Source organism: Mesorhizobium sp. M0522, from assembly GCF_040321085.1.
Taxonomy (GTDB): Bacteria; Pseudomonadota; Alphaproteobacteria; order Rhizobiales; family Rhizobiaceae; genus Mesorhizobium.
Genome location: NZ_JAMYQW010000014.1, coordinates 64,112 through 86,732 on the forward strand (window position 1 = coordinate 64,112; position 22,621 = coordinate 86,732).

19 protein-coding genes and 1 pseudogene are annotated in these 22,621 nt (G+C 62.6%); 3 read left to right on the plus strand and 17 right to left on the minus strand.

The window, feature by feature from the left end; all coding sequences use genetic code 11:
- Window positions 1–64: 64 nt before the first annotated feature.
- Window positions 65–475 (minus strand): winged helix-turn-helix transcriptional regulator, encoded by a 411-nt coding sequence (locus tag NKI58_RS17095; RefSeq protein ID WP_352786714.1) that lies wholly within the window; start codon window positions 473–475, stop codon window positions 65–67.
- 136 nt (window positions 476–611) lie between these two features.
- Here NKI58_RS17095 and NKI58_RS17100 point away from each other — a divergent pair, with 136 nt between their 5' ends.
- Complete coding sequence (locus tag NKI58_RS17100) at window positions 612–1,502, plus strand: SDR family oxidoreductase (protein WP_352786715.1); 891 nt, start codon at window positions 612–614, stop codon at window positions 1,500–1,502.
- A gap of 41 nt (window positions 1,503–1,543) precedes the next feature.
- Here the strand turns inward: NKI58_RS17100 and NKI58_RS17105 are convergent, their stop codons facing one another.
- The 3 genes from NKI58_RS17105 to NKI58_RS17115 all read right to left on the minus strand — a co-directional run bounded on the left by NKI58_RS17105 (window position 1,544) and on the right by NKI58_RS17115 (window position 6,372).
- Window positions 1,544–3,463: a potassium transporter Kup gene (locus NKI58_RS17105; protein WP_352450049.1), complete on the minus strand. Its 1,920-nt coding sequence runs from the start codon at window positions 3,461–3,463 to the stop codon at window positions 1,544–1,546.
- Window positions 3,464–3,621: 158 nt separating this feature from the next.
- Window positions 3,622–5,535 carry a potassium transporter Kup gene (locus tag NKI58_RS17110; RefSeq protein WP_352786716.1) on the minus strand — a complete coding sequence of 638 codons (1,914 nt, stop codon included), beginning with the start codon at window positions 5,533–5,535 and terminating at the stop codon, window positions 3,622–3,624.
- Between the two features lie 96 nt (window positions 5,536–5,631).
- Entirely contained in the window at window positions 5,632–6,372 is a 741-nt protein-coding gene (locus NKI58_RS17115; protein WP_352620197.1) for a pyridoxine 5'-phosphate synthase, read from the minus strand.
- Window positions 6,373–6,487: 115 nt separating this feature from the next.
- On the opposite strand from NKI58_RS17115, the gene NKI58_RS17120 reads away from it, so the two are divergent.
- Entirely contained in the window at window positions 6,488–6,892 is a 405-nt protein-coding gene (locus tag NKI58_RS17120; protein ID WP_023676672.1) for a SpoIIAA family protein, read from the plus strand.
- Between the two features lie 19 nt (window positions 6,893–6,911).
- On the opposite strand, the gene NKI58_RS17125 is transcribed toward NKI58_RS17120, so the two are convergent.
- The 13 genes and pseudogenes from NKI58_RS17125 to NKI58_RS17185 form a co-directional block, all read right to left on the minus strand.
- Window positions 6,912–8,039 (minus strand): ATP-dependent DNA helicase, encoded by a 1,128-nt coding sequence (locus tag NKI58_RS17125; protein ID WP_023676673.1) that lies wholly within the window; start codon window positions 8,037–8,039, stop codon window positions 6,912–6,914.
- A gap of 147 nt (window positions 8,040–8,186) precedes the next feature.
- Window positions 8,187–8,519, minus strand: coding sequence for a nitrile hydratase accessory protein (locus NKI58_RS17130; protein ID WP_156937343.1), 333 nt, complete (start codon window positions 8,517–8,519; stop codon window positions 8,187–8,189).
- A gap of 19 nt (window positions 8,520–8,538) precedes the next feature.
- A complete protein-coding gene (nthB, locus tag NKI58_RS17135; RefSeq protein WP_023676675.1) occupies window positions 8,539–9,198 on the minus strand; it encodes a nitrile hydratase subunit beta in 660 nt (219 codons plus the stop codon).
- Entirely contained in the window at window positions 9,195–9,800 is a 606-nt protein-coding gene (gene nthA, locus NKI58_RS17140) for a nitrile hydratase subunit alpha (RefSeq protein WP_023676676.1), read from the minus strand. The genes nthB and nthA overlap by 4 nt, the downstream gene beginning before the upstream one ends.
- 56 nt (window positions 9,801–9,856) lie before the next feature.
- On the minus strand, window positions 9,857–13,015 hold the full coding sequence (locus NKI58_RS17145) for an efflux RND transporter permease subunit (RefSeq protein WP_352786717.1): 3,159 nt from the start codon (window positions 13,013–13,015) through the stop codon (window positions 9,857–9,859).
- Complete coding sequence (locus NKI58_RS17150; protein ID WP_352786718.1) at window positions 13,012–14,259, minus strand: efflux RND transporter periplasmic adaptor subunit; 1,248 nt, start codon at window positions 14,257–14,259, stop codon at window positions 13,012–13,014. Before NKI58_RS17150 ends, NKI58_RS17145 begins: the two co-directional genes overlap by 4 nt.
- A gap of 168 nt (window positions 14,260–14,427) precedes the next feature.
- Window positions 14,428–15,024: pseudogene (locus NKI58_RS17155) on the minus strand (LysE family translocator).
- A gap of 60 nt (window positions 15,025–15,084) precedes the next feature.
- Window positions 15,085–15,657, minus strand: a complete 573-nt coding sequence (ilvN, locus tag NKI58_RS17160) for an acetolactate synthase small subunit (RefSeq protein WP_352786719.1) — start codon at window positions 15,655–15,657, stop codon at window positions 15,085–15,087.
- A gap of 66 nt (window positions 15,658–15,723) precedes the next feature.
- A complete protein-coding gene (locus NKI58_RS17165) occupies window positions 15,724–17,475 on the minus strand; it encodes an acetolactate synthase 3 large subunit (RefSeq protein ID WP_352636659.1) in 1,752 nt (583 codons plus the stop codon).
- Between the two features lie 352 nt (window positions 17,476–17,827).
- Window positions 17,828–18,988, minus strand: coding sequence for a PcfJ domain-containing protein (locus NKI58_RS17170; protein WP_352786720.1), 1,161 nt, complete (start codon window positions 18,986–18,988; stop codon window positions 17,828–17,830).
- Window positions 18,989–19,207: 219 nt separating this feature from the next.
- On the minus strand, window positions 19,208–19,735 hold the full coding sequence (locus NKI58_RS17175; RefSeq protein ID WP_352644864.1) for a GNAT family N-acetyltransferase: 528 nt from the start codon (window positions 19,733–19,735) through the stop codon (window positions 19,208–19,210).
- A 21-nt stretch (window positions 19,736–19,756) separates the two neighbouring features.
- Window positions 19,757–20,068, minus strand: a complete 312-nt coding sequence (locus tag NKI58_RS17180) for a hypothetical protein (protein ID WP_352575156.1) — start codon at window positions 20,066–20,068, stop codon at window positions 19,757–19,759.
- Window position 20,069: 1 nt separating this feature from the next.
- Window positions 20,070–20,636 (minus strand): helix-turn-helix domain-containing protein, encoded by a 567-nt coding sequence (locus NKI58_RS17185; protein WP_352644866.1) that lies wholly within the window; start codon window positions 20,634–20,636, stop codon window positions 20,070–20,072.
- A gap of 150 nt (window positions 20,637–20,786) precedes the next feature.
- Here NKI58_RS17185 and NKI58_RS17190 point away from each other — a divergent pair, with 150 nt between their 5' ends.
- On the plus strand, window positions 20,787–22,613 hold the full coding sequence (locus NKI58_RS17190; RefSeq protein ID WP_352786721.1) for an ATP-binding protein: 1,827 nt from the start codon (window positions 20,787–20,789) through the stop codon (window positions 22,611–22,613).
- Window positions 22,614–22,621: the final 8 nt, after the last annotated feature.

The following is a 22,621-nucleotide window of genomic DNA, read 5'->3' on the forward strand; positions in this document are numbered from 1 at the left end:
CAACCCAGGCCGGACAATCCTTCAGCGCTGTCGCTAAATCAAGCCGCCGTCTCGGCCTTGAGGCTCAGCCCTCGGCAGCATCGAAAATCTTCCGCGCCTCGCGTACAGCGCCGTGGTTGAGCTCGGCCCATTGGATCAGCTGATGCAAGGGTCCAAACATCGAGCGCCCGAGATCGGTGAGGCTGTATTCGACGCTCGGCGGTTTGGTCGGAAACACCTGCCGATGCACATAGCCGTCGCGCTGCAGATCGTGGAGCGTCTGGGTGAGCATGCGCTGTGAAATATCGGGCACCAGCCGCCGCAATTCGCCGTAGCGGTACGGCTTCTCGGCCAAGGCCTCCATCAGCAGCGAACTCCATTTATTGCTTATGCCCTGGATCACATCGCGAACCGGGCAATCCGCAAGGTTTCCGCCACCGCTGCCTGCTTTGTATATCTCGAGCTTCGATCTCAGATTGACGATCTTGCCGTCCATGGCTGGTTCCCTGGGTGTGCCTACCTCCCGCAAAACTGCCTTCTTTACGAGGATGGGTCAATTCCTATTTTAGAGCTGGTCTCTTTTTGAGACTAACATATGCACCCGCCGCTCCGGCGCAACGTCAGGACATCTCATGACCGACACCCTTCTCGTCACCGGCGCCTCCGGCCAGCTTGGCCGCGGCGTCATCAATCATCTGCTTGACACGCTCAAGGTCTCGCCTCCGCGCATCATCGCCGCCACCCGCAATCCGGAAAATCTGGCCGATCTGGCAGCGCGCGGCGTCACCATCAGGGCGGCCGACTTCGACGACACCGCATCGCTGGCCAGTGCATTCACCGGCGCCGACAGGGTTCTGATCATTTCGACGAACGAACTCGCCCTTCCCGGCAAGCGCCTGAAGCAACATGAGACCGCGGTCGCCGCCGCAAAAAGCGCCGGCGTTTCGCATCTGCTCTACACGTCGATGCCCAATCCGGAGCCAGGATCGCCGGTACTGTTTGCGCCCGATCACCACGGCACCGAGCAGGCGATCAAGGCGAGCGGTATCCCCTACACCATCTTCCGCAACGGCTGGTATCAGGAGAACCTGTTCATGGCGCTGCCGCACGCCATCGCCTCGGGGCACTGGTACACATCCGCTGGAGACGGCCGCATTGCCCATGGCGCGCGCGACGATATGGCAGCCGCGATCGCCGCCGGCCTTGCTTCGAGCGCAACCGAAAGCACGACATACACGCTGACCGGCCCCAAGGCCCACACGATGGCCGAGATTGCGGCCCTCGTCACCGAGGTCACCGGCAAGCCGATCGAAGTCGTCCAGCTGTCGGATCAAGCGCTCAGGGAGGGACTGACAGCGGCCGGTGTTCCCGAAGCGTTTGCGCCCGTCATCGTTTCCTTCGACACCAACACCCGCTCCGGCCGGATCGGCATGGTGACCGACGCGGTCGAGACGCTGTCCGGCAGGAAGCCGCAGCCGCTGAAGCAATTTCTTGAAGCAAACAAGGCGGCTCTGGTGAGCTGAGCCTGACAATGGCCGTGCCCTCAAAGGGCACGGCCATTTGTTCAGATAGCCACCTGCGTCCCGATCTCGACCACCCGTCCGGTCGGGATCTGGAAATATTCCGTCGCATCGGCCGCCGTGCGCGCCAGCCCGATGAACAGCTTGTCCTGCCAGACCGGCATGCCGGAATTGGGCGAGGCCTTGAGAGAGCGCCGCGACAGGAAGAAGGACGTCGTCATGATGTCGAACTTCCAGCCCTGTTTGCGGCAGATCGCCAGCGCACGCGGGATGTTGGGCTGCTCCATGTAGCCGAAGGTCAGCGTCACCCGCATGAACAGCTCGTTGACCATTTCCATCTTGACGCGCTCGCTGTCGGGCACAACCGGCTGCGGTGCCGTCACCACCGAAAGGATGACGTTCTGCTCGTGCAGCACCTTGTAGTGCTTCAGGCTGTGCATCAGCGCCGTCGGCGCGCTCAGCGGGTCGCTGGTCAGGAACACCGCGGTGCCCGACACCAGATGCGGTTTCTTCTTCAGCAGATTGCCGGCAAGGAAATCCAGCGGGATCTCGTTCCGGCGCGTCTTGTCGAACAAATAGCGGCTGCCGCGGATCCAGGTCCACATAGTCATCACGATAACTGCGGCGATGGCAAGCGATGCCCAGCCACCTTCAAACACCTTGACTATGTTGGCGGCAAAGAAGCCGGTATCGACGAAGGCGAACACGGCCATCAAGGCGATCGCGACGCCGAGCGGCCATTTCCAGATGCGCGTCATCACAACAAAAAGCAGCACATTCGTCACTAGCATGTTGCCGGTCACCGAAATACCGTAGGCCGAGGCCAGGCGGCTGGATTCGCCGAAGCCGACCACCAGCAACATCACCACCAGCGCCAGCATCAGGTTGATGCGCGGCAGATAGATCTGGCCCGACTGTTTTTCCGACGTATGCTGGATAACGAAACGCGGCAGCATATTGAGCTGCACCGCCTGTCTGGTCAGCGAAAAAGCGCCGGAGATCACCGCCTGGCTGGCGATGACGGTCGCCGCCGTCGCCAGCACGACCATCGGAATAAGCGTCCAGCCCTGGTTCATCTCGAAGAATGGATGACCGACAACGCCGCCATTTGCCAGCACGAAGGCGCCTTGCCCGACATAGTTGAGCAACAGACAAGGGAACACGATTGCCAGCCAGGCGAGTACGATCGGCTTGCGGCCGAAATGGCCGAGGTCGGCATAGAGCGCCTCGGCGCCGGTGACGGCGAGGAAGACCGCACCAACCGTGACGAAGGCGACATCGGGCGAGTTGACCAGGAACGACACGATGTAATGCGGGCTGATCGCCAGCAGGATTTCCGGATCGGCGATGATGTGGTTAATGCCGGAAAGGCCGATGGCCAGGAACCACAGAGCCGTGACTGGCCCGAACACCAAACCTACGCCGCCGGTGCCGAATCGCTGTACCGCAAACAGGATCGCCAGGATGGCCAGTGTCAGCGGCACCACATAGGGCTGGAATGTCGGCGTGACGACATTCATACCTTCGACCGCCGATAGCACCGAGATCGCCGGCGTAATGACTGCGTCGCCGAAAAAAAGCGCCGCGCCGACGATGCCGATGCCGAGGATCACCGCCGAGCGCGTCGGGAAACTGTTGCGCGCCAGCGCCATCAGCGACAGCACCCCGCCCTCGCCTCGATTGTCGGCGCGGAGCACGAACATGATGTATTTGATGGTGACGGTGATCGTCAGGGACCAGATGATCAGCGACAACACGCCGAGGATGTCGCCACGGTTGGCGACGTTGCCACCGGCCGATGCATGCAACGCCTCGCGAAATGCATAGATCGGGCTGGTACCGATATCGCCGTAAACCACGCCGAGCGCGCCCAGCATCAGCACCTTGGTGCTGTGCTGCTCGACCTCAGAATGGCTGGATTGTTCGACAGGTTCTGCCTCGTTACCAGCATTGGTAAGGGCCATGGACGACACTCCGGTAAGCGGGCGGTGCTCTACGCTTGCTGCGCTGCAATATCAAGTGCCGTCACGTAATGGCTCCGTCCCGATATTGCGAGTCCTCCACGACTTGGCAGACTCAGTCCGATCGGCAGACCACCTGGAATGTCGCAACGGACACGTTTTTAAATAGCCACCTGCGTCCCGATCTCGACCACCCGTCCGGTCGGGATCTGGAAATATTCCGTTGCATCGGCCGCCGAGCGCGCCAGCCCGATGAACAGCTTGTCCTGCCAGACCGGCATGCCGGAATTGGGCGACGCCTTGAGTGAGCGCCGCGACAGGAAGAAGGACGTCGTCATGATGTCGAACTTCCAGCCCTGCTTGCGGCAGATCGCCAGCGCACGCGGGATATTGGGCTGCTCCATATAGCCGAAGGTCAGCGTCACCCGCATGAACAGCTCGTTGACCATTTCCATCTTGACGCGCTCGCTGTCGGGCACAACCGGCTGCGGTGCCGTCACCACCGAAAGGATGACGTTCTGCTCGTGCAGCACCTTGTAGTGCTTCAGGCTGTGCATCAGCGCGGTCGGCGCGCTCAGCGGGTCGCTGGTCAGGAACACCGCGGTGCCCGACACCAGATGCGGTTTCTTCTTCAGCAGATTGCCGGCAAGGAAATCCAGCGGGATCTCGTTCCGGCGCGTCTTGTCGAACAAATAGCGGGTGCCGCGGATCCAGGTGGACATGATCAGCCCCATGCCGCAAGCGACCGTGATCGACACCCACCCGCCTTCGAGGATCTTGACGACGTTTGCAAGGAAAAATCCGGTATCGATCGTGCCAAACAGCAGTGTGAGCGCGGCTGCCAGTGCAAGCTGCCATTTCCACCGGAACCGCATCACCACGAACAACAGGATGGTTGTCATCAGCATTTCGCCAGTCACCGAAATGCCATAGGCGGAAGCCAGCGAACTCGAACTGCCAAAGCCGACCACCAGCAGCATCACGCCCAGCGCGACCACCAGATTGACCCGCGGCATGTAGATCTGGCCGGATTGCATCTCGGAAGTATGCTGCACCTCGATACGTGGCAGCAGATTGAGCTGCACCGCCTGCCGCGTCAGCGAGAAAGCGCCGGAGATCACCGCCTGGCTGGCGATCACCGTCGCTGCCGTGGCCAGCCCAACCATGGGCATTAGCGCCCAATCCGGCAGCATCTGGAAGAATGGATTGGTGGGTTTGCCACCGTTGGCCAGAACGAACGCGCCTTGTCCGAAATAGTTGAGGAGCAGACAAGGGAACACCACGGAGAACCACGCCAGCACGATCGGCCTGCGCCCGAAATGGCCGAGATCGACATAGAGGGCTTCGGCCCCGGTGACCGCCAGGAACACCGCCCCGACCGTGACGAACGCACCGGTAGGCGTATTGGCCAGATAAGCGACGGCGTAATAGGGATTGATCGCCAGCAGGACCGACGGGTCGTCCAGCAGATGGTAGACCCCGGCGGCGCCGATCGCCAGGAACCACGCTGCCGTCACCGGTCCGAACACGGCCGCCACCCTGCCGGTGCCAAAGCGTTGCACGGCAAAAAGCATTGCCAGGATGATCAGCGTGATCGGAACAACATAAGTTTCCAGCGTCGGGGTCACCACTTCCAGGCCCTCGACCGCCGAAAGCACGGAGATGGCCGGCGTTATGATGGCGTCGCCGAAAAACAGCGCCGCGCCGCAAAGTCCGATCCCCAGAATGAACCGGGCTCCCTTTGGATAAGCGTTGCGCGCAAGCGCCATCAGCGACAGCGTGCCGCCCTCACCCTTGTTGTCGGCTCTGAGCACGAAAGCGACGTACTTTATCGTGACGATGATCGTCAGCGCCCAGACGATAAGCGACAGCACGCCAAGGACGTCGTTGCGCGCTACCGGTCCCGACGATGCGTGCAGCGCTTCCCGAAACGCGTAGATTGGGCTCGTGCCGATATCGCCGTAAACCACGCCCAACGCGCCCAGCATCAAAACTCTGGTGCTGTGCTGCTCGGCCTTGGACTGGCTGGATTGTTCGATGGGTTCTGCCTCGCTACCAGCGTGGGCAAGGGCCATGGACGACACTCCCATAGACGTGCGGCGCTCTATGCTGCGGGATGGAAAGGACGCGCTGCCGTGCCGGGAACGCATGGCCTATCGGCTCGCCTTTCTCTACCAGCCACAAGCCTTCAGAAACCGCCTGACCGTTGCGGCCATGCCATACTCCAACGCATCGGCTGTCAACCCATGTCCGATCGACACTTCGGCCAATGCCGGGATGCGCCTGGCCAGCGCCGGCAAATTGCTCACCACAAGGTCGTGCCCGGCATTGACCTGGAGCCCTGCGGCCAATGCGGCATCCGCCGTCTTTCCCAATTTCTCCAATTCCTTCGCCGCTTTTGCCGAATCGGAATGATAGCTGCCATATGGACCCGTATAGAGTTCGATCCGATCGGCGCCGGTGTCGCGAGCGGCGTTCACGCCAGCGGGATCCGGATCCGAAAACAGCGACACGCGAAAGCCTCCCTTCTTCAGGCGCTTGACGACCGGTGTCAGGAACGCAGCCTCGGCGGCGAAGTTCCAGCCATGGTCGGAAGTCGCCTGCGCCGGGTCGTCGGGCACCAGCGTCACCTGCTCGGGCTGATGCTTTTCCACAAGCGCCAGGAACTCCTCGGTCGGATAGCCCTCGATGTTGAATTCCGCATTCGGGAACTCGTCGTCGATCAGCGCCCTGATCTGCGGCAGATCGGAATGCCTGGTGTGCCGCTCGTCGGGTCGCGGGTGCACCGTGAGCCCATGCGCGCCGGCGGCAAGGGCAATGCGTCCGAGCCCGGTCACGCTTGGCCACGGCAGGTCGCGCCGGTTGCGCAGCATGGCGATCGCATTGAGGTTGACGGAAAGCTTTGCAGGCATTTGCACGGCTCCAGGCTGATCTTGGCGCGCATCTATACCGCCTTTAACGGGAACAGACAGAGGGTTTCAGGTGTTCCAAGGTGTGTGAAGAAAATCGAGCGCAAGGAGTTCCCTGTTGAATTTTCTCGAGGCCGTGCCGGCGGTTCGCCGCATCGACACCGATCGCGAAGATCTTTTCGCCATCGATGTCGTCGGCCATGTCGCAGCGGCTGACGCCGAAAACCTGTTCGGATTGCTGGAGGCGGCCTATGCGCTGCATCCGAAGATCGACGTGCTGGTGCGCCTGATCGACCATGAGGGTGTCGACTGGGCCGACGTATCGGACGAGACGATCGAACAGGGCATAGCTCATGCCGTGGAGCATATCGGCAGCTGCGCGGCGATCGGTGAGCCGAACTGGATACCGGAGGCAAGAGCCTTTTTGCCTGCCTCTTTGCCTATCGAACTCCGGCATTTCGAGGCCAAGGACGAAGCCGCCGCCTGGGAATGGCTTGACGCCAGACCGATCGCCCAGCGCTGATACGACGGACCTGACAGCCCTATCGGACGATCGTCAGCCGTTCGGCCGCGCGCGTGATCGCGGTGTAGAGCCAACGCTGGCGAGTTTCCTTGAATGCCCAGCTTTCGTCGAAAAGCACGATCTCATTCCATTGCGACCCTTGCGCCTTATGCACGGTCAGCGCGTAACCGTAATCGAAATCGTCGAAGCGCTTCTTCTGCTGCCAGGGAATGTCGGCGTCGGGATCCTCGAATGCGGCTTTGAGCAGCTTGATCTTGGCGACGCCGCGATCCGGGTCATCTTCCTCCGGCGAAACCAGCAGATTGATGCCGGGCTTGACCGTCTCGCGCGACGAGGTCATCACCTTCCACAGCGAGCCGTTGAGCAGTCCCTTGGCCGGATCGTTGCGCAGACAGACCAGCTTGTCGCCGGCTTGCGGATAATCGGCGTTGAACCCCTTCAGCTCGCGCAGCCGCTGGTTATAACGGCGGCGCGTGCGGTTGGTGCCGACCAGCACCTGGTCCGCTTTCAGCACCAATTCCTGGGTGACGTCTTCCTTGCCGATCACCTGCGCCGCGCCATAGTCGCCGCGCATGAATTCGCGGCCCTCGCGCACGTCGAGCGCCAGCCTGATGATCGGGTTGTCGCGCGCCTGGCGGTGGATTTCTGTGAGCAGAATGTCCGGCTCGTGGTCGGTGAAGAAGCCGCCGCCGGAGATCGGCGGCAACTGGCCGGGATCGCCGAGCACCAGGATAGGGGTGCCGAAGGTCATCAGATCGCGGCCAAGCTGCTCGTCGACCATTGAGCATTCGTCGATGACGACCAGCTTGGCCCGAGAGATCGGGCTTTGCCGATTAAGCGAAAAGGTCGGCGACATCGAGGTCTTGCCGGTCACCTCGTCCGCTACCGATTCCTCGCCTTTCGGCCGGTAGATCAGCGAATGGATGGTGCGGGCATTGACCGCGCCCTTGGAACGCAGCACCTGCGCCGCCTTGCCCGTAAACGCGGCGAACTGCACCTGGCCGTCGACATGCTCGGCGAAATAGCGCGCCAGCGTCGTCTTGCCGGTGCCGGCATAGCCGAACAGCCGGAACAGCTGCGGCTTGCCGGCTTTCAGCCAGCCGGCCACCGCCTTCAGCGCCTCGTCCTGTTGAGGAGAGAATTCCATCAGCGCGACAGACCGGATTCGCGAGGGAAAGACAAGGTGACTGCCGTCACCATCAATTTTCATCGCCGGCAATCACGCCGCTGCGACAGGGTCAGGCTATCAGTGACGAACAGGAACGTAAAGAGAACAAGGCCAGGCGACCGCAGCTTACCCGGCCCGCTGTGGATCGTTCTCCAGCTGGATCGGCTTGCCATGCGGCGTTGCGTGCGCGGCGCGTTCCCAGGCAGCGGCGAGCGCATCGACGTCGCGCTTTCCGGCAACGCCCTTGGCCAAAAGCAGCTTTTCCAGCGCTGCCAGCCAGTGCTCGTAGTAATCGTGACCGTCGCGCGCGGCGCCCGGCCGCTTCACCTCTGCCGACAAAGCATCCGCCCATTCGCTCCACGAAAACAGCCCGTTGTCGTGCAGTGCTACCGTCATGGCAAAGGCCTCTGCTTGCCACGGCTCGGCAAACACAGGCGCCTCGACACCGGCGGGCAGCATGGCGGCGACTGAGCCCGTCTCACGCCGGCTCAAGGTAGCTCTCCCAGGCATCGATCGACACGACAAGTGTCGGATCGGCGCCCTCGCCCCAGATTTCGCCGCCGGTGAAGGACACCGTATAGACCCATTGCGGGTTTTCGCCCTGGCCGTGCGCATTGGTGTCGGGAAAGACAAAGCCGTCGCGCACAGCCTCGACGACGCCTCGCTTGCCGCGTGCATAGCGCGGCAGTCTGGTGTGGCCGGTCGGATGAAAGTTCCTGGTTCGCACGGGGTCGCCCGCCTTGAACCGCGCAGGCACGGCGACAGGCCGGTCGCAGTGCCCGCCCTTGGCCAGCACCGCCGGAACGTCCTTAGCCTTCAGCACCCGTTTGGGTGTCGCTGCCGGGTCGACTGCGTCGCCCGTAGCCAGGTCGCGGTCGCTGACGAAACCATGGCGTTTGAGCAGCACCTCCAGCGCCTTGATCCATATCTGGTAGTAGCTGGAGGCATAATAATCCGCTGGATGCAGCGATTCCCGCGCGTGCCGACTCTCGTCGATGGTCCAGGCGCCCATGGCGCCGGCGCACAACGTCACGCCCAGCGCCCGCCTTTCCCAATCGGCATGGAAATAGGGTTCGTCCGGTTCGGGCGCGACCGGCCCGAAACCCATCTGACCGCCGAGATCCTGCGGCCCGTTCATGCCGGTTCCCGCACCAACGCCGTGCCGATCATGGCATCGCGCGTCACCAGATCGGCGAGCCGTGCCTCATCCCAGCCCTCGGTGCCCCTTGGCTGCATAGGCACCACCAGATAGCGCAGCTCGGCGGTCGAATCCCACACCCGGATTGTTGTCGTCGCCGGCAAGATTAGCCCGAATTCCTCGAGCACGCCGCGCGGATCGATCACTGCGCGCGAACGGTAGGGCGGCGCCTTGTACCAGACCGGCGGCAGGCCGAGCACCGACCACGGATAGCAGGAACATAGCGTGCAGACGACGAGGTTGTGCGTGTCGGCCGTGTTGAAGACCGCCTGCATGTGCTCGCCTTGCCGGCCGGTGTAGCCGAGCGATTCGATTGCCGCCGTCGCATCACGCTTCAGCCATGCGGCAAACGCGGGATCAACCCAGGCTTTCGCCACCACCTTTGCGCCGTTGCGCGGCCCGATCTTGGTCTCGTAGGTGTCCACTATGGCATCAATCGCCGCCGGATCGATCAGGCCTTTGCGGGTGAGAATCGTCTCCAGTGCGCGCACGCGCGCCGCAAAAGGATCAAGCTCGTTGTCATGGTGGTGATTATGCGGCATGGCGTCAAATTACGATCGCGGACCCCCGGCCGCAAGCACCACGGCTTGGGCCAGCGCTATTCGGCTGCCGCCTTTTGCGGCACTGGTTCTTCCTCCTCGTCGAACAGTGACGGCTGGTCGACCGCTTCGACCGGCCTCGGCTCGCCCCGGCGCCGCGCCCACAGCCTGACCAGCCAGCCGGAAAAATGCTCCATGTAGACGTAGATGACGGGCGTGACGAACAGCGTCAGTGCCTGCGAGGCGACAAGACCGCCGACCACCGCCACGCCGAGAGGCTGGCGCAGTTCCGCACTGGCACCGGTGCCGAGCGCGATCGGGATGGTACCCATCAGCGCCGCAAGGGTGGTCATCATGATCGGCCGGAAGCGCATCAGGCAGGCCTTGTGGATGGATTCGACAGGCGACATCCCCTCGCGCCTAAGCTCGAGCGCCACGTCGATCATCATGATGCCGTTCTTCTTGACGATGCCGATCAGCATCAGGATGCCGATCACCGCGATCACCGACAGATCCATCCCCGCCAGCCGCAGTGCCACCAGTGCGCCCAGCACCGCCGATGGAAGCCCGGTCAGGATGGTGAGCGGATGGATGAAGCTCTCATAAAGCATGCCGAGCACGATATAGATGGTCAGGATCGCGCCGCCGATCAGCAGCCCCTGGTTGGAAAGCGAATCCTGGAACGTCTTGGCCGTGCCCGAGAAGGCGGTCGAGATCGTCGGCGGCATGCCGATCTTGTCCTTCAGCGCGTTGATGTGGCTCACGCTGTCGCCGAGGGCCACGCCTTGCGGCAGATTGTAGGAGATCGTCACTGCCGGAAGCTGGCCGAGCTGGTTGACGGTCAAAGCGCCGGCGGTCCGATCGACGCGGGCGAACGCGCCGAGCGGCACCAGGCTGCCGCTCGCCGTTCTCACCTTGATGGCCAGCATCCGCTCGGGCGACCACTCGATCTTCGGATCGAGCTCCATGATCACGTCGTAGCTGTCGGCCGAACCGAAGATGGTCGACACCTGCTGGGTGCCGAAACCGCCATAGAGGCTGGAGCGCAACGTGTCGGTATCGACACCGAGGTTCGCCGCCTTGTCGCGGTCGATCACCAGCGTCGCCTGTAGCGCGTTGTTCTGCAGGTCATTGGTGACGTCGGTGAAGGCGGCATGATTGGCGGCCATCGCATCCGTCAGCCTTTGCGCCCAGACGTTCGTCAGGCCGGTATCGAGGCCCTGCACGGCAAGCTGGTAGGCACTCGCCGAAGAACGCGCGCCGAGCCGCAGGTTCTGCACCGGTTGCATGTAGGTTTCGATGCCGGGCACATTGGCCAGCTGGCGCCGCAGGTCCGTAAGCACTTTGTCGATGTTCGGTCGGTGGTCCTTGTCTTTCAGCTGCACAAACAGTTGGCCCTGGTTGAGCGCATTGTTTCCACTGCCCGCCGACCAGCCGACATGCGCGACGTAGGGCGAATGGGTGAAGACATCCGCCACTTGCCCCTGCAGCTTCACCATCGCGTCGAACGAAATGTCCTGGCGCGCGATGGTCGTCACCGAGACCTGGCCGATATCCTCCTGCGGGAAGAAGCCCTTCGGCGAGATCTGGATCAGCCACACCGACAGCCCTGCGGTCACCAGGAAGACAAGGAAGACAAGGAAATTGTGGTGCAGGCAGAATGTCAGCAGCCTGTCATAGCCCTGCATGAAGACGTTTTGTCTATGGCCTTCACCGTGCGCTGCTTCCCGCTCGGCCTTCGATAACGACAACAGCCGCGAGCACAGCATCGGCGTCAGCGTCAGCGAGACGAACATCGACGCCAGGATGGCGACCGTCACCACCACTGCGAATTCGTTGAAGATGCGCCCGATCACGCCGCCCATCAAAAGCACCGGAATGAACACGGCGACCAGCGAGATCGAGATCGAGATGATGGTGAAGCCGATTTCGCGGGCGCCCTTGAGCGACGCCTCGAGGGCAGAGAGCCCGTCCTCCTCCATATGGCGGAAAATGTTTTCGAGCATGACGATTGCATCGTCGACGACAAGGCCGACCGCCAGCGTCAGCCCCATCAATGAGACGTTGTCGATGGAAAAGCCGAACAGGTACATCACGCCCAGCGTGGCGATGAGCGAAATCGGCACCGCCACGGCCGGGATGACCGTCGCCGTTACCCGGCGCAGGAACAGGAAGATCACCATCACCACCAGCGCGATGGTGAGCAGCAGCGTGAACTGCACGTCGTCGACCGCCTCGCGGATCGACGTCGAGCGGTCGTTGAGCAACTGGATGCTCGCCGCCGCAGGCATCTGACCCTCGAAGGAAGGCAGCATCGCCTTGACGCGGTCGACGACATCGACGGTGTTGGCATCCGGCTGGCGCTGCACGGCCATGATGATGGCGCGGGTGCCGTCGTACCAGCTTGCCGTCGTCGTGGTCTCGACCGAATCGATGACGCGGGTCACCTCGCCGAGCCGCACCGGATGGCCGTTCTTGGTGGCGATGATGATGTTGGAGAATCCCGCCGCATCGGTCAGCTGCGTGTTCGCGGTGATCGTCAGCTGCTGTTTGTTGTTCTTGAGCACGCCGAGCGGCGTGTTGCTGTTGGCCGAGGCAATGGCCGTCTGCAGCTGGTCGATCGAGATGCCGCGAGCGGCGAGCGCCGTCGGATCGATCTGGACGCGTACGGCATATTTTTGCTGGCCGTATATCGAAACCTGCGCAACGCCATCGATCGTCGACAGCGACGGCGAAATCACATTCTCGGCAAACGCGTCGAGATCGGTCAGCGGAATTGTGTCGCTGACCAACGACATCAGCAGGATCGGCGCGTCGGCTGGATTGACCTTGCGGTAGCTCGGCGGGCTGGTCATCTCCGGCGGCAATTGTCGTTGCGTGCGTGCGATCGCTGCCTGCACGTCGGCGGCGGCTGCATCGATGTCGCGGTTGAGCACGAACTGAATGGCGATCGAGGTCGAGCCGAGCGAGTTGGTCGTCGAGATCGAATCGATGCCTGCGATAGTGGCAAACTGCTTGATCAGAGGCGTTGCCACCGAGGTCGCCATGGTTTCCGGCGAAGCCCCGGGCAGCGAGGCCGAGACGTTGACAACCGGAAATTCGGCGCTTGGCAGCGCCGCGACCGGCAGGAATTTGTAAGCAAATAGCCCGCCCAGAACCAGGGCGAACGACATGAGCAGCGTGGCGACGGGCCTGCGGATGCAGAATTCGGAAATCATGGCTGTGTTCCGCCCGTCCGGTCAGCCTCGGCAACCTTCGGAGCCGCCTGATCGCCGGTGCCGGTCGAAGCCTTGCCTTCGCGCACCGCCGCGCCGTTCTTCAGTTTGGTCTGACCCTCGACGACGACACGCTCGCCGCTTTTCAATCCTTGGCTAATTGCGGTGTTGGTGCCTTCTGTCAGCGCGACCTGCACGGGCCGCATTTCAACGGTGTTGTCCGGCTTGATCACATAGACGAAGGGGCCCTTCTGGCTGGGCTGGACGGCGACCGTCGGAACGGACGTCATTTGTGGCATGATGCCGGCATCGAGCACGACGTTGACGTATTGGCCCGGCCATAGCGAAAGATCGGCGTTGGGCACACTGGCCCGCGTTGCGATCGTGCCGGACGCCGTGTCTACGCTGGAATCGACGAAATCCAGCGTTCCCTCGCCGATCGGCTTCGGGTCGCCGTCCTTGGTCAGCGTCACCGCACCTTGCTGCGGCGCTGCCAGCGCCTTGTGCAGCAAGGCAAGATCGCTTTCGGGGAGATTGAAGTTCACCTGCAGCGGGTCGACCTGCGTGATCGTCACCAGTGGAGTCGACGTGCTGCTGCCGTTGCTGGTGGTAACGAGATCGCCGACGGCGACGCTGACTGCGCCGAGCCTGCCGGAGATCGGCGCCCTGATCGTGGCGAAGCCAAGCTGGATTTGGTCCGCATCGATCGTTGCCTTGTCGGCGTCGACGGTGGCCGCGGCGGATTTCTGCGCCGCGACGGCCTGATCGTAGGTCTGCTGTGTTCCGGCCTGCCTGGCGACGAGATTTTTGGCGCGCTGAAGATCGGCCGTGGCGCTGGCAAGCAGCGCCTGGTCTTTCGCGAGCGTCGCCTGATCGCGTGCCAGTTGTGCCTTCAACGAGCGATCGTCCAGCGAGAACAGAAGGTCGCCGGCCTTCACCATCTGTCCGTCCTTGACTGCGATTGCGACGATCTGACTCGATATCCGCGCGTTGATGCTGACCACGGCAGGAGAGGACACAAAGCCGATGGCATAGCGCCGGACCGGGAAATCGGCCGTCGTAGCGGTGGCGGCAACCACCGAAGTCGTACGCGCGGCATTTGTCGCTGCAGCGGGCTTGTCCGCCGTCGCCGTCTGATTCGCCGACAGCATCTGCTGAAGACCGCTCATTGCGCTGGGCGAAAGATAGAGCCACGCCGCGGCAACGCAGGCTGCAGCGATCACCGCTAATACGATCTTTCCGCGCATCGACAAAAGGCCTCTCGATCCGACACGCCGCTATCCGGTGGCCGTAGTCTAGCTCAACTCGCAGCCTCTTGCCGCGCTTTTGCCAGATAATAGAGGATGCCGAAGGCGAAAAAGGACCAAAACCCGTCATTACGAAGATTTAATGTGCAGTGCACAATAGAACGGCAGCTAACGCAGCATCGGCCACAGCGTCGCCGCAAGCATCACGCCCATGGCGATGTTGAACCATTTGAGCCGCACCGCATCCGGCCAGAAAGCCGCGCAGCGCCATGCCGAAACCGGCCCAGGTCGAAATGCTCGGCAGCATGACGACGGCGAACGCGGCCGCGATCGCACCACGGACACAAGCGGGCGTTCCGGGTTCGTATAGACGGCCATGGCTGTAATCGCCATCACCCAGGCTTTGGGATTGACCCACTGGAAAGCCGCAGCCTCGATGAAGCGCATCGGCTGGCCCTTCGCCTCGCCTTCGCCGCCGAGCGAGCGCGACATGGCGATCTTCCAGGCGAGATAAAGCAAGTAGAGGCCGCCGGCGATCTTCAACCCGGTATGCAGGACCGGAAAGGCCGTCAACACGGCGCCAAGCCCGAAGCCTACGGCAAGCAACAGCACGAGGAAGCCGAAGCCGATGCCGAGCATGTGTGGCACGGTTTTGACCAAGCCGAAATTCACGCCCGAGGCCAAAAGCATGAAATTGTTCGGACCCGGCGTGATCGAGGTCACGAAGGCATAGACCAGCAGGGCGAATAATGCGTCGAATGTCATGCCGTTCCCCTAATCAATGCGATCGGTGGCAAAGCGACGAGATAGAGCCAAGCTGGATGACTACATCCCTTGCGGGCCACGGTTCATCGCCGCCACTCCGGTACGGCAGATTTCAACTAGCCCGAGCGGTTTCATGATGGCGATGAACTGATCGAGCTTGGAGCCCTTGCCGGTGATCTCGAAGATGAAATGCTCGGTGTTGGCATCGATGACGCTGGCGCGGAATGCATCGGCGAGCCGGAGCGCCTCGACGCGGGCTTCGCCGGTGCCGGCGACCTTGACCAGCGCGAGTTCCCGCTCCAATGGCCGCTCCTGTCCGAATTCTTGCGACCGCACGGTGAGATCGACGACGCGGTGCACCGGCACGATGCGCTCGAGCTGGTGCTTGATCTGCTCCAGCACGTGCGGCGTGCCGCGCGTCACGATTGTGATGCGCGACCGGTGCTTTTCGTGCTCGGTTTCCGAGACCGTCAGGCTCTCGATGTTGTAGCCACGTCCGGAAAACAGGCCGATGACCCGCGCAAGCACGCCCGGCTCGTTGTCGACCAGGACCGAAAGCGTGTGGTTCTCTGGTTTTTCCGTCTCCTTGGCGATGAAATAGGCGGAGCCAGTCGGTTGCAACTGTGCGTTCATGACATGAATCTCGATTTCAAACTTTTGCGCTAATCTGCTGTTTTTGCACAGCTTCCTTGAACCAGGCTACACCAGTTCCCTGCCCTTGGCGTCGATAGCGTTGGCCACAGCTTCGTCCGTCGCCTCGTCCGGCAACAGCATCTCGTTATGCGCCTTGCCCGACGGGATCATCGGGAAGCAGTTGGCGAGCGTCGCCACGCGGCAGTCGAACAGGACGGGCTTCTTGACCGCTATCATTTCCTTGATGGCGTCGTCGAGCTCGTCCGGCTTGTCGCAGCGAATGCCGTGGCCGCCATAGGCTTCGGCGAGCTTGACGAAATCCGGCATCGCCTCGGTGTAGGAGTGCGACAGCCGGTTGCCGTGCAGCAGCTGCTGCCATTGCCGCACCATGCCCATGTACTGGTTGTTGAGGATGAAGATCTTGATCGGCGCCTCGTGCTGCACCGCTGCGCTCATCTCCTGCATCGTCATCTGCACCGAAGCGTCGCCGGCGATATCGATGACCAGCGCATCCGGGTGCGCGATCTGCACGCCGAGTGCCGCCGGCAGGCCGTAGCCCATCGTGCCCAGTCCGCCGGAGGTCATCCAGCGGTTCGGCTTCTCGAAATGATAGTGCTGTGCCGCCCACATCTGATGCTGGCCGACCTCGGTGGTGATGTAGGTGTCGAGGTCCTTGGTCAGCGCATAGAGCCGCTGGACGGCATATTGCGGCATGATCACCTCGTGGTTCATCTTGTAGGCGAGCGAATCGCGCGCGCGCCATTTGGCAATCTGCTCCCACCACGGGTGAAGCGCTTTCTTGTCGGCCTTGGCGGTTGCCCGCCACAGCCGCACCAGATCCTCCAGCACACGCCCGACATCGCCGATGATCGGCACGTCGGTGTGGACGTTCTTGTTGATCGACGACGGGTCGATGTCGATGTGGATCTTCTTCGAATTCGGAGAAAACGCCGTCAGCCGCCCGGTGATGCGGTCGTCGAAGCGCGCGCCGATGCAGAGCATGACGTCGCAATCATGCATCGCCATGTTCGCTTCATACGTGCCGTGCATGCCGAGCATGCCCATCCAGTTCTTGCCCGACGCCGGATAGGCGCCGAGGCCCATCAGCGTCGAGGTGATGGGAAAGCCGGTGAGGTCGACCAGCTCGCGCAGCAGATGGCTCGCCTCCGGGCCGGAATTGATGACGCCGCCGCCCGAATAGATGATCGGCTTCCTGGCGCCGGCCAACAGCTCGACCGCCGCCTTGATCTTTTCCAGATCGCCCTGGACCTTCGGTTGGTAGCTGGTGCGCGGCGCCGTCTGCGGCGGGACATAGATACCCCTGGCGAACTGCACGTCCTTCGGAATGTCGACGACGACCGGACCGGGGCGCCCTGTGGTTGCCACATGGAAGGCCTCGTGGATCGTTGCCGCGAGCTCGTTGACGTCCTTCACCAGCCAGTTGTGCTTGGTGCAGGGCCGCGTGATGCCGACCGTGTCGCACTCCTGGAACGCATCCGAGCCGATCAGCGAAGTCGGCACCTGGCCGGTCAGGCAGACCAGCGGGATCGAATCCATCAGCGCGTCCTGCAACGGCGTCACCGCATTGGTGGCGCCCGGCCCCGAGGTCACCAGCATGACGCCGGCCTTGCCGGTCGAGCGCGCATAGCCTTCCGCCGCGTGGCCCGCGCCCTGCTCATGGCGGACGAGGATGTGCTCGACCTCGTCCTGCTGGAAGATTTCATCGTAGATTGGCAGAACCGCGCCGCCCGGATAGCCGAAAACATGCTTGACGCCGTTGTCCTTCAGCGCCTGCACCACCATTTCGGCGCCCGTCATTTCGCTCCTTGGCATTTCAGTTCTTGGCATTTCGCGCCGCTCATTCTGTCCACTGCTCATCGGTCTGGTCCCGTACTGTTCGCCATCTGGCGATTGCTCGTCGTTTAGTCGTATTTCGGGCAATAAAAAAGGCCCCCGAGGGAGCCTGTGTCTTGCGCATGGGAGGTCACCGCCCGGCGGTTACACCGCCTTGCCCACGCGCTTTCCTACGAGAATGAGTGCCTTTTTCATGGTGGCGGACAATAGAATTGGTTTGACGCCGCTGTCAACGCCGAATGTGCTCTTGGCCTGACGTCGGCACATCCGCCCATTATGCACCCGCGCCGCCTTTCCGCCGCGCGGGTCTTCCGTTTCAGGCGCAGAGCACCACACCCCTCGCCTTGGCCCAGCGCTCGATGATCTTGCGCTCCTCGAGCGAGGCGAGACGGTTGCCGAAACCGCGCACCTGCACCGCACGGTTTTGCGGGTCGAGTTCGATCGTCAGCAACCGCTCGATCTTGCCGAGCGCCGAGCGCCGCAGCACCCAGATCGAGGCATTGCCGGCGATGCATTTGGCCGCGTATATCGAGACGCAATGATGCATCGCCCGGCTCTCGGCGACCAGATCCTCGGCTGTCTTCAACTGACGGACGAAGAAACGCTCGCCATGCGCCTTTGCCTCCTTGGTCGACGGCTGCCAGTCCCAGTCGTCCAGGCACGAGCCGTCCCAGGCGCGACCCTGCGACTGCGTCCCGGCAGTACGCGTGACCCGCCCGGCAGCGCGGCGGCGCATTGCCTCGATGCGTTCGATCGCGGCAATGTCTCGATGCCATTCCAGCATCTGCCGACGCAGCGAGGCGAGCGTGCGACCCTTCAGGCTGTACGCCGCATCGCGCTGGTGCACGGCGCCGATATAGTCGCATAGATCGTCGATCTCCTCCTTCGACGCGGGTTGCCCGCAGAAGAACCGTGTCACCTCGCGCCAGAAGGCCAGATCGTTACGTGGCGTGCGCGCGATTTTCGACTTGGCAAGTCGGGCCGCCAACCCGGAATCATCCGTGTAGGACCGGACGATCGCCACCCAAAAGGCCTCGTCGAACGTGAAATCGCCGGGCAAGTTCAAGAAGCAATGCACCTCCGTGCGAGATAGCCACGCACAGGCGCCCGCCTTGTAAAGCGAGTCACCACGCGCCACTGCGATATACCAAGCCTTGCGAAGCGCGATCTCGCCGGCATTCAACGCCGAGCTGTCCAGCCAGATCCCCTCGAGCGCGGCTGTAACCGGGTAGCGCGCATAGAGATGACGCGCCGCGGCCAGCCGCAGCCGCGCGGGGTCGCGCGTCTTCAGCTTTGGACGCCACAGCGCGCCGTCGCGGATTGCCATGCCGGCAAAGCCCCGACGTGCCTCGTCGAGCGCCCGCTCGAAATCCGGAGCGGGACGCGGGACGGGAAAAACCCGCCGCAGCGTTACGGCATATGCTTCAATGCGTTCGCGCTCGGCATCCTGCCTGCGCTGGATCATGGACTTTGCCATGGCCGTTCTTCCTGATTGGAACCCTGTCGGCCGCACGCAATTCCAGCGTCGGCACGGAATGTGTCGATCTGGATCGCCGGGTCATTGACAGGTCTCCTTTCAGGACGACGGATCAGAATGGGCGGCTTCTCTAAGGTCGCCGCCAATTTGACGCAAGAGCTATTCTTTCCATGCCCGCGATGGTCTGACTGGTGTTGCAAAGGTGCATCGTTGTCGCCATCAGCGTGTCCGGCCGACGCGTTTCCAGTAGATGAGGGTGCCTGTCAGCCCGCCATGCGGCTTCAGCGCATAATCCGGTATTTCGCCGGCCAGCGTGAAGCCGAGCTTTTCATAGAGGCCGGAAGCCCCCTCCTCTTTTGCCGTGTCGAGGACCAACAGCGTGCGGCCTTTCTCCACGGCAACGGCTTCCGCCGCCTCCATCAGGCGGGTTGCGATGCCCTTGCCGCGATAATCGAGGCGGGTCATCAGCTTGGCGATCTCGGCCCGGTGCGGCTGGTTGGGAGGGCAGTCGAGCAGCAAGGTGACGGTGCCGACCAGAGCCTCGCCGTTCCAGGCCCCAAGCACCGCCCTTTCGCCTCTGGCGGCCGCATGAAGCGACCTGTTCCAGAAGGCCGCGGCCATCTCCGGCGCCAGCGGATGCATGAAGCTGACCGAGCCGCCGGCGGCGACTGTCCCGATCAGCAGATCCGCCAGCATTTTTTGCGTTCCGTCAGTCCTGGTGAGTGGCCTGATTTCGATCGAACTCATGTGGTTCCCCTGCGCCGTCCGTCAATCGAAATGACTGATCCGCTTCCGCTTCCTGGCCCGCCGGATTTCCGCGATGCGATCGGCGTCTTCCTCTTGCAGATGTCGCCCGCGTTCCAGCAGTTCGAGCGTGTATTCCTCATAGGTCAGGCCCAGCCGCTCGGCCTTGTCCAGCCGCATCAGCATGATCTCGCGGCTCGGCACTTTCCATGCCTGGGCATGGGCGGTCCGCCAGGCAAGAAACACATAGGGCTCACCCTTGCCCCAGGGCGGACCGTTATAGTCGTCAAGCGGCGGACCGCCATTGTCGGAGCGTTTCGGACGGCGCGCCTTCACCTCAGCTCCTGGCCAACGCAACCAGATAGTCGGCGGCGTCCGGCCCCGGAGCGTGAAAGACGCAATCGGATGGCGCGCCGAGCGCCAGGCAGTCGCCGGGTTCGAGCCGGTGAACGATGTCCCCCTCGGTGAATTCCAGCCGCCCGGAGATCAGCCATATCTGTTGCCTGATGAAGGCATAGGACGCCGCCGGGAAACTTACCTTGGCGCCGGCCGGCAACTGTATCCGGATCAGTTCGAGGGGTATGTCGGAGACCGGCGAAAGATGCCGCCGCACATAACCCGTAGCCGGATCGCGCCAGAGCGGCTGGTCACGTTCGCGAAGCAGGCCACCGCCCTGCAATTCCGCCCTTGCGATCAATGTGGACAGCGTCATGCCGAAGGCGGCCGCAATGCGCACAAGGAGCGCCGCCGTCGGGCTGGTCATACCGCGTTCTACCGTGCTCAGCATGGCTTTCGAAACATCGGACCGCTCCGCCAGCTCTGCCAGGGACCAGCCTCGAGCCACTCTTTCGGCATGTATTCGTCTGCCGATGGTCGAGGAGATGTCGTTCGCTATATCATCCATTAATCCAATATATCGAAATTTTTCTACGGAGCAACGGCCGTTTCATCCATTTTTCGCAAACTCCTTAATGTCCGCTAAACCATCCGGCCTCATCCCACCTTAACCCCGTTCGCCTAGGCTCATCGCTTGGAAAAAGGGATCGGCGTGTCCATGCTCGTTGAACGCGAAGCCTCCATTGGGGAACCAACTTTGCTGGAGCGCCGCAGGGCGGAGCAGAACGACAAGCGCATTCTGGGCAATGTCGTGCAATGCGACGGCGCGCGCGCCACCATCAGCGCCTATGCCGACGATATCGAAGGCACGGTCACCGGCCTGTGGAGCGTCGGCAAGATGATCTCGATCAATCTCGGTACATCACGAACCGTCGGCCTGGTCTATGAAATCGGCAAGTCGGATCGTGCCTGGAGCAGCGAGGGCCAGAATCCGATCGAGGTCAGCATCGAATTGATCGGCGAGGTGCGCGACGGTGCCGAACCCGGCGCGAAGCCGATCTTCGACCGTGGCATCACAACCTACCCGCATATCGGCGCCATTGCCCATCGTATCCGCAGCCGCGACCTGCAGGCCGTCTACGATCTCGCCGGTCGTCATTCGATCACCATCGGCACGCTGTCGCAGGACGAGGCCATCGACGCCAATATCGCCATCGACGATACGCTGGCGCGCCATTTCGCCATTGTCGGCACCACCGGGGTTGGCAAATCGACCGCCGTGTCGCTGCTCTTGCGCAAATCGATCGCCGCCCGGCCCGACCTGCGCGTGCTCATCCTCGATCCACACAACGAGTTCGCCGCGTCGTTGCCCGAATATTGCGTCAGGGTCGATTCGACGACGCTCGACCTGCCCTTCTGGATGTTCAAGCTCGAGGAATTTGCCGAGGTGCTGTTTCGCGGCCGCGAGACGGTTCCGGAAGAGGTCGACGCCTTGCGCGATCTCATTCCCGCGGCCAAGAACCTCTACCGCAATCCGAACTCCGGCAACTATCTACGGCGCAGCACCGATGCGCTGACCGCCGACGCGCCGGTGCCCTATCGCATTGCCGACCTCATCAAGCTGGTCGACGAACGCATGGGATTGCTGGAAAGCAAGAACGATCGCCCGACCCTCAGGTCATTGAAGACACGTATCGAATCGGCGGCATCCGATCCGCGCTACCGTTTCATGTTCAACTCGCGCCTGATCGAGGACACCATCCACGAGACGATCGGCAACATCTTCCGCGTGCCGCATCACGGCCGCCCTGTGACCTGCTTCGAAATGGCCGGCATGCCGTCCGAGGTGGTCAATTCCGTATGCTCGGTGCTGGCGCGGCTGGCCTTCGACCTGGCGTTGTGGAGCGAGGGCCGCCTGCGGCTGCTCTTCCTGTGCGAGGAAGCGCATCGCTATATGCCGGCCGATCCGCGCCTCGGTTTCGCGCCGACGCGGCACGCGCTGTCGCGCATCGCCAAGGAAGGCCGCAAATATGGCTGCTATCTCGGCGTCGTCACCCAGCGCCCGGGCGAGCTCGACCCGACCATCCTGTCGCAGTGCTCGACGTTCTTTGCCATGCGGCTCGCCAACGATCAGGACCAGGCGATCATCCGGTCGGCGATTGCCGATTCCTCGGCTTCGACGCTGGCGTTCCTGTCTTCCATGGGCCAGCGCGAGGCCATCGCCTTCGGGGAAGGCGTGGCGACGACGATGCGGATGAAGTTTGAAAAGCTCTCCGAGGATTTGATCCCAGGCACGGCCAAGCGCGAGGACGCCTTGCCGTCCGAAACCGGCGACGAGGTCGACCTCGTGGCGATCGTCGAACGGCTGCGCAACGTGCCGAAATCACGACAGGCAATGCCTTTCGCGGAAGTCGTCGATTCGGGCCGGCAGGCCGGCGATTCGGACTATCGCAAGCCGTCGGCCGCACGCACCCAGCGAAACGACGATTTCGACTTGCGCTACGGCCTCAAGCCGGCGACCTTCGGCCTGCGTCCCCCAGAATGATTGAGCCG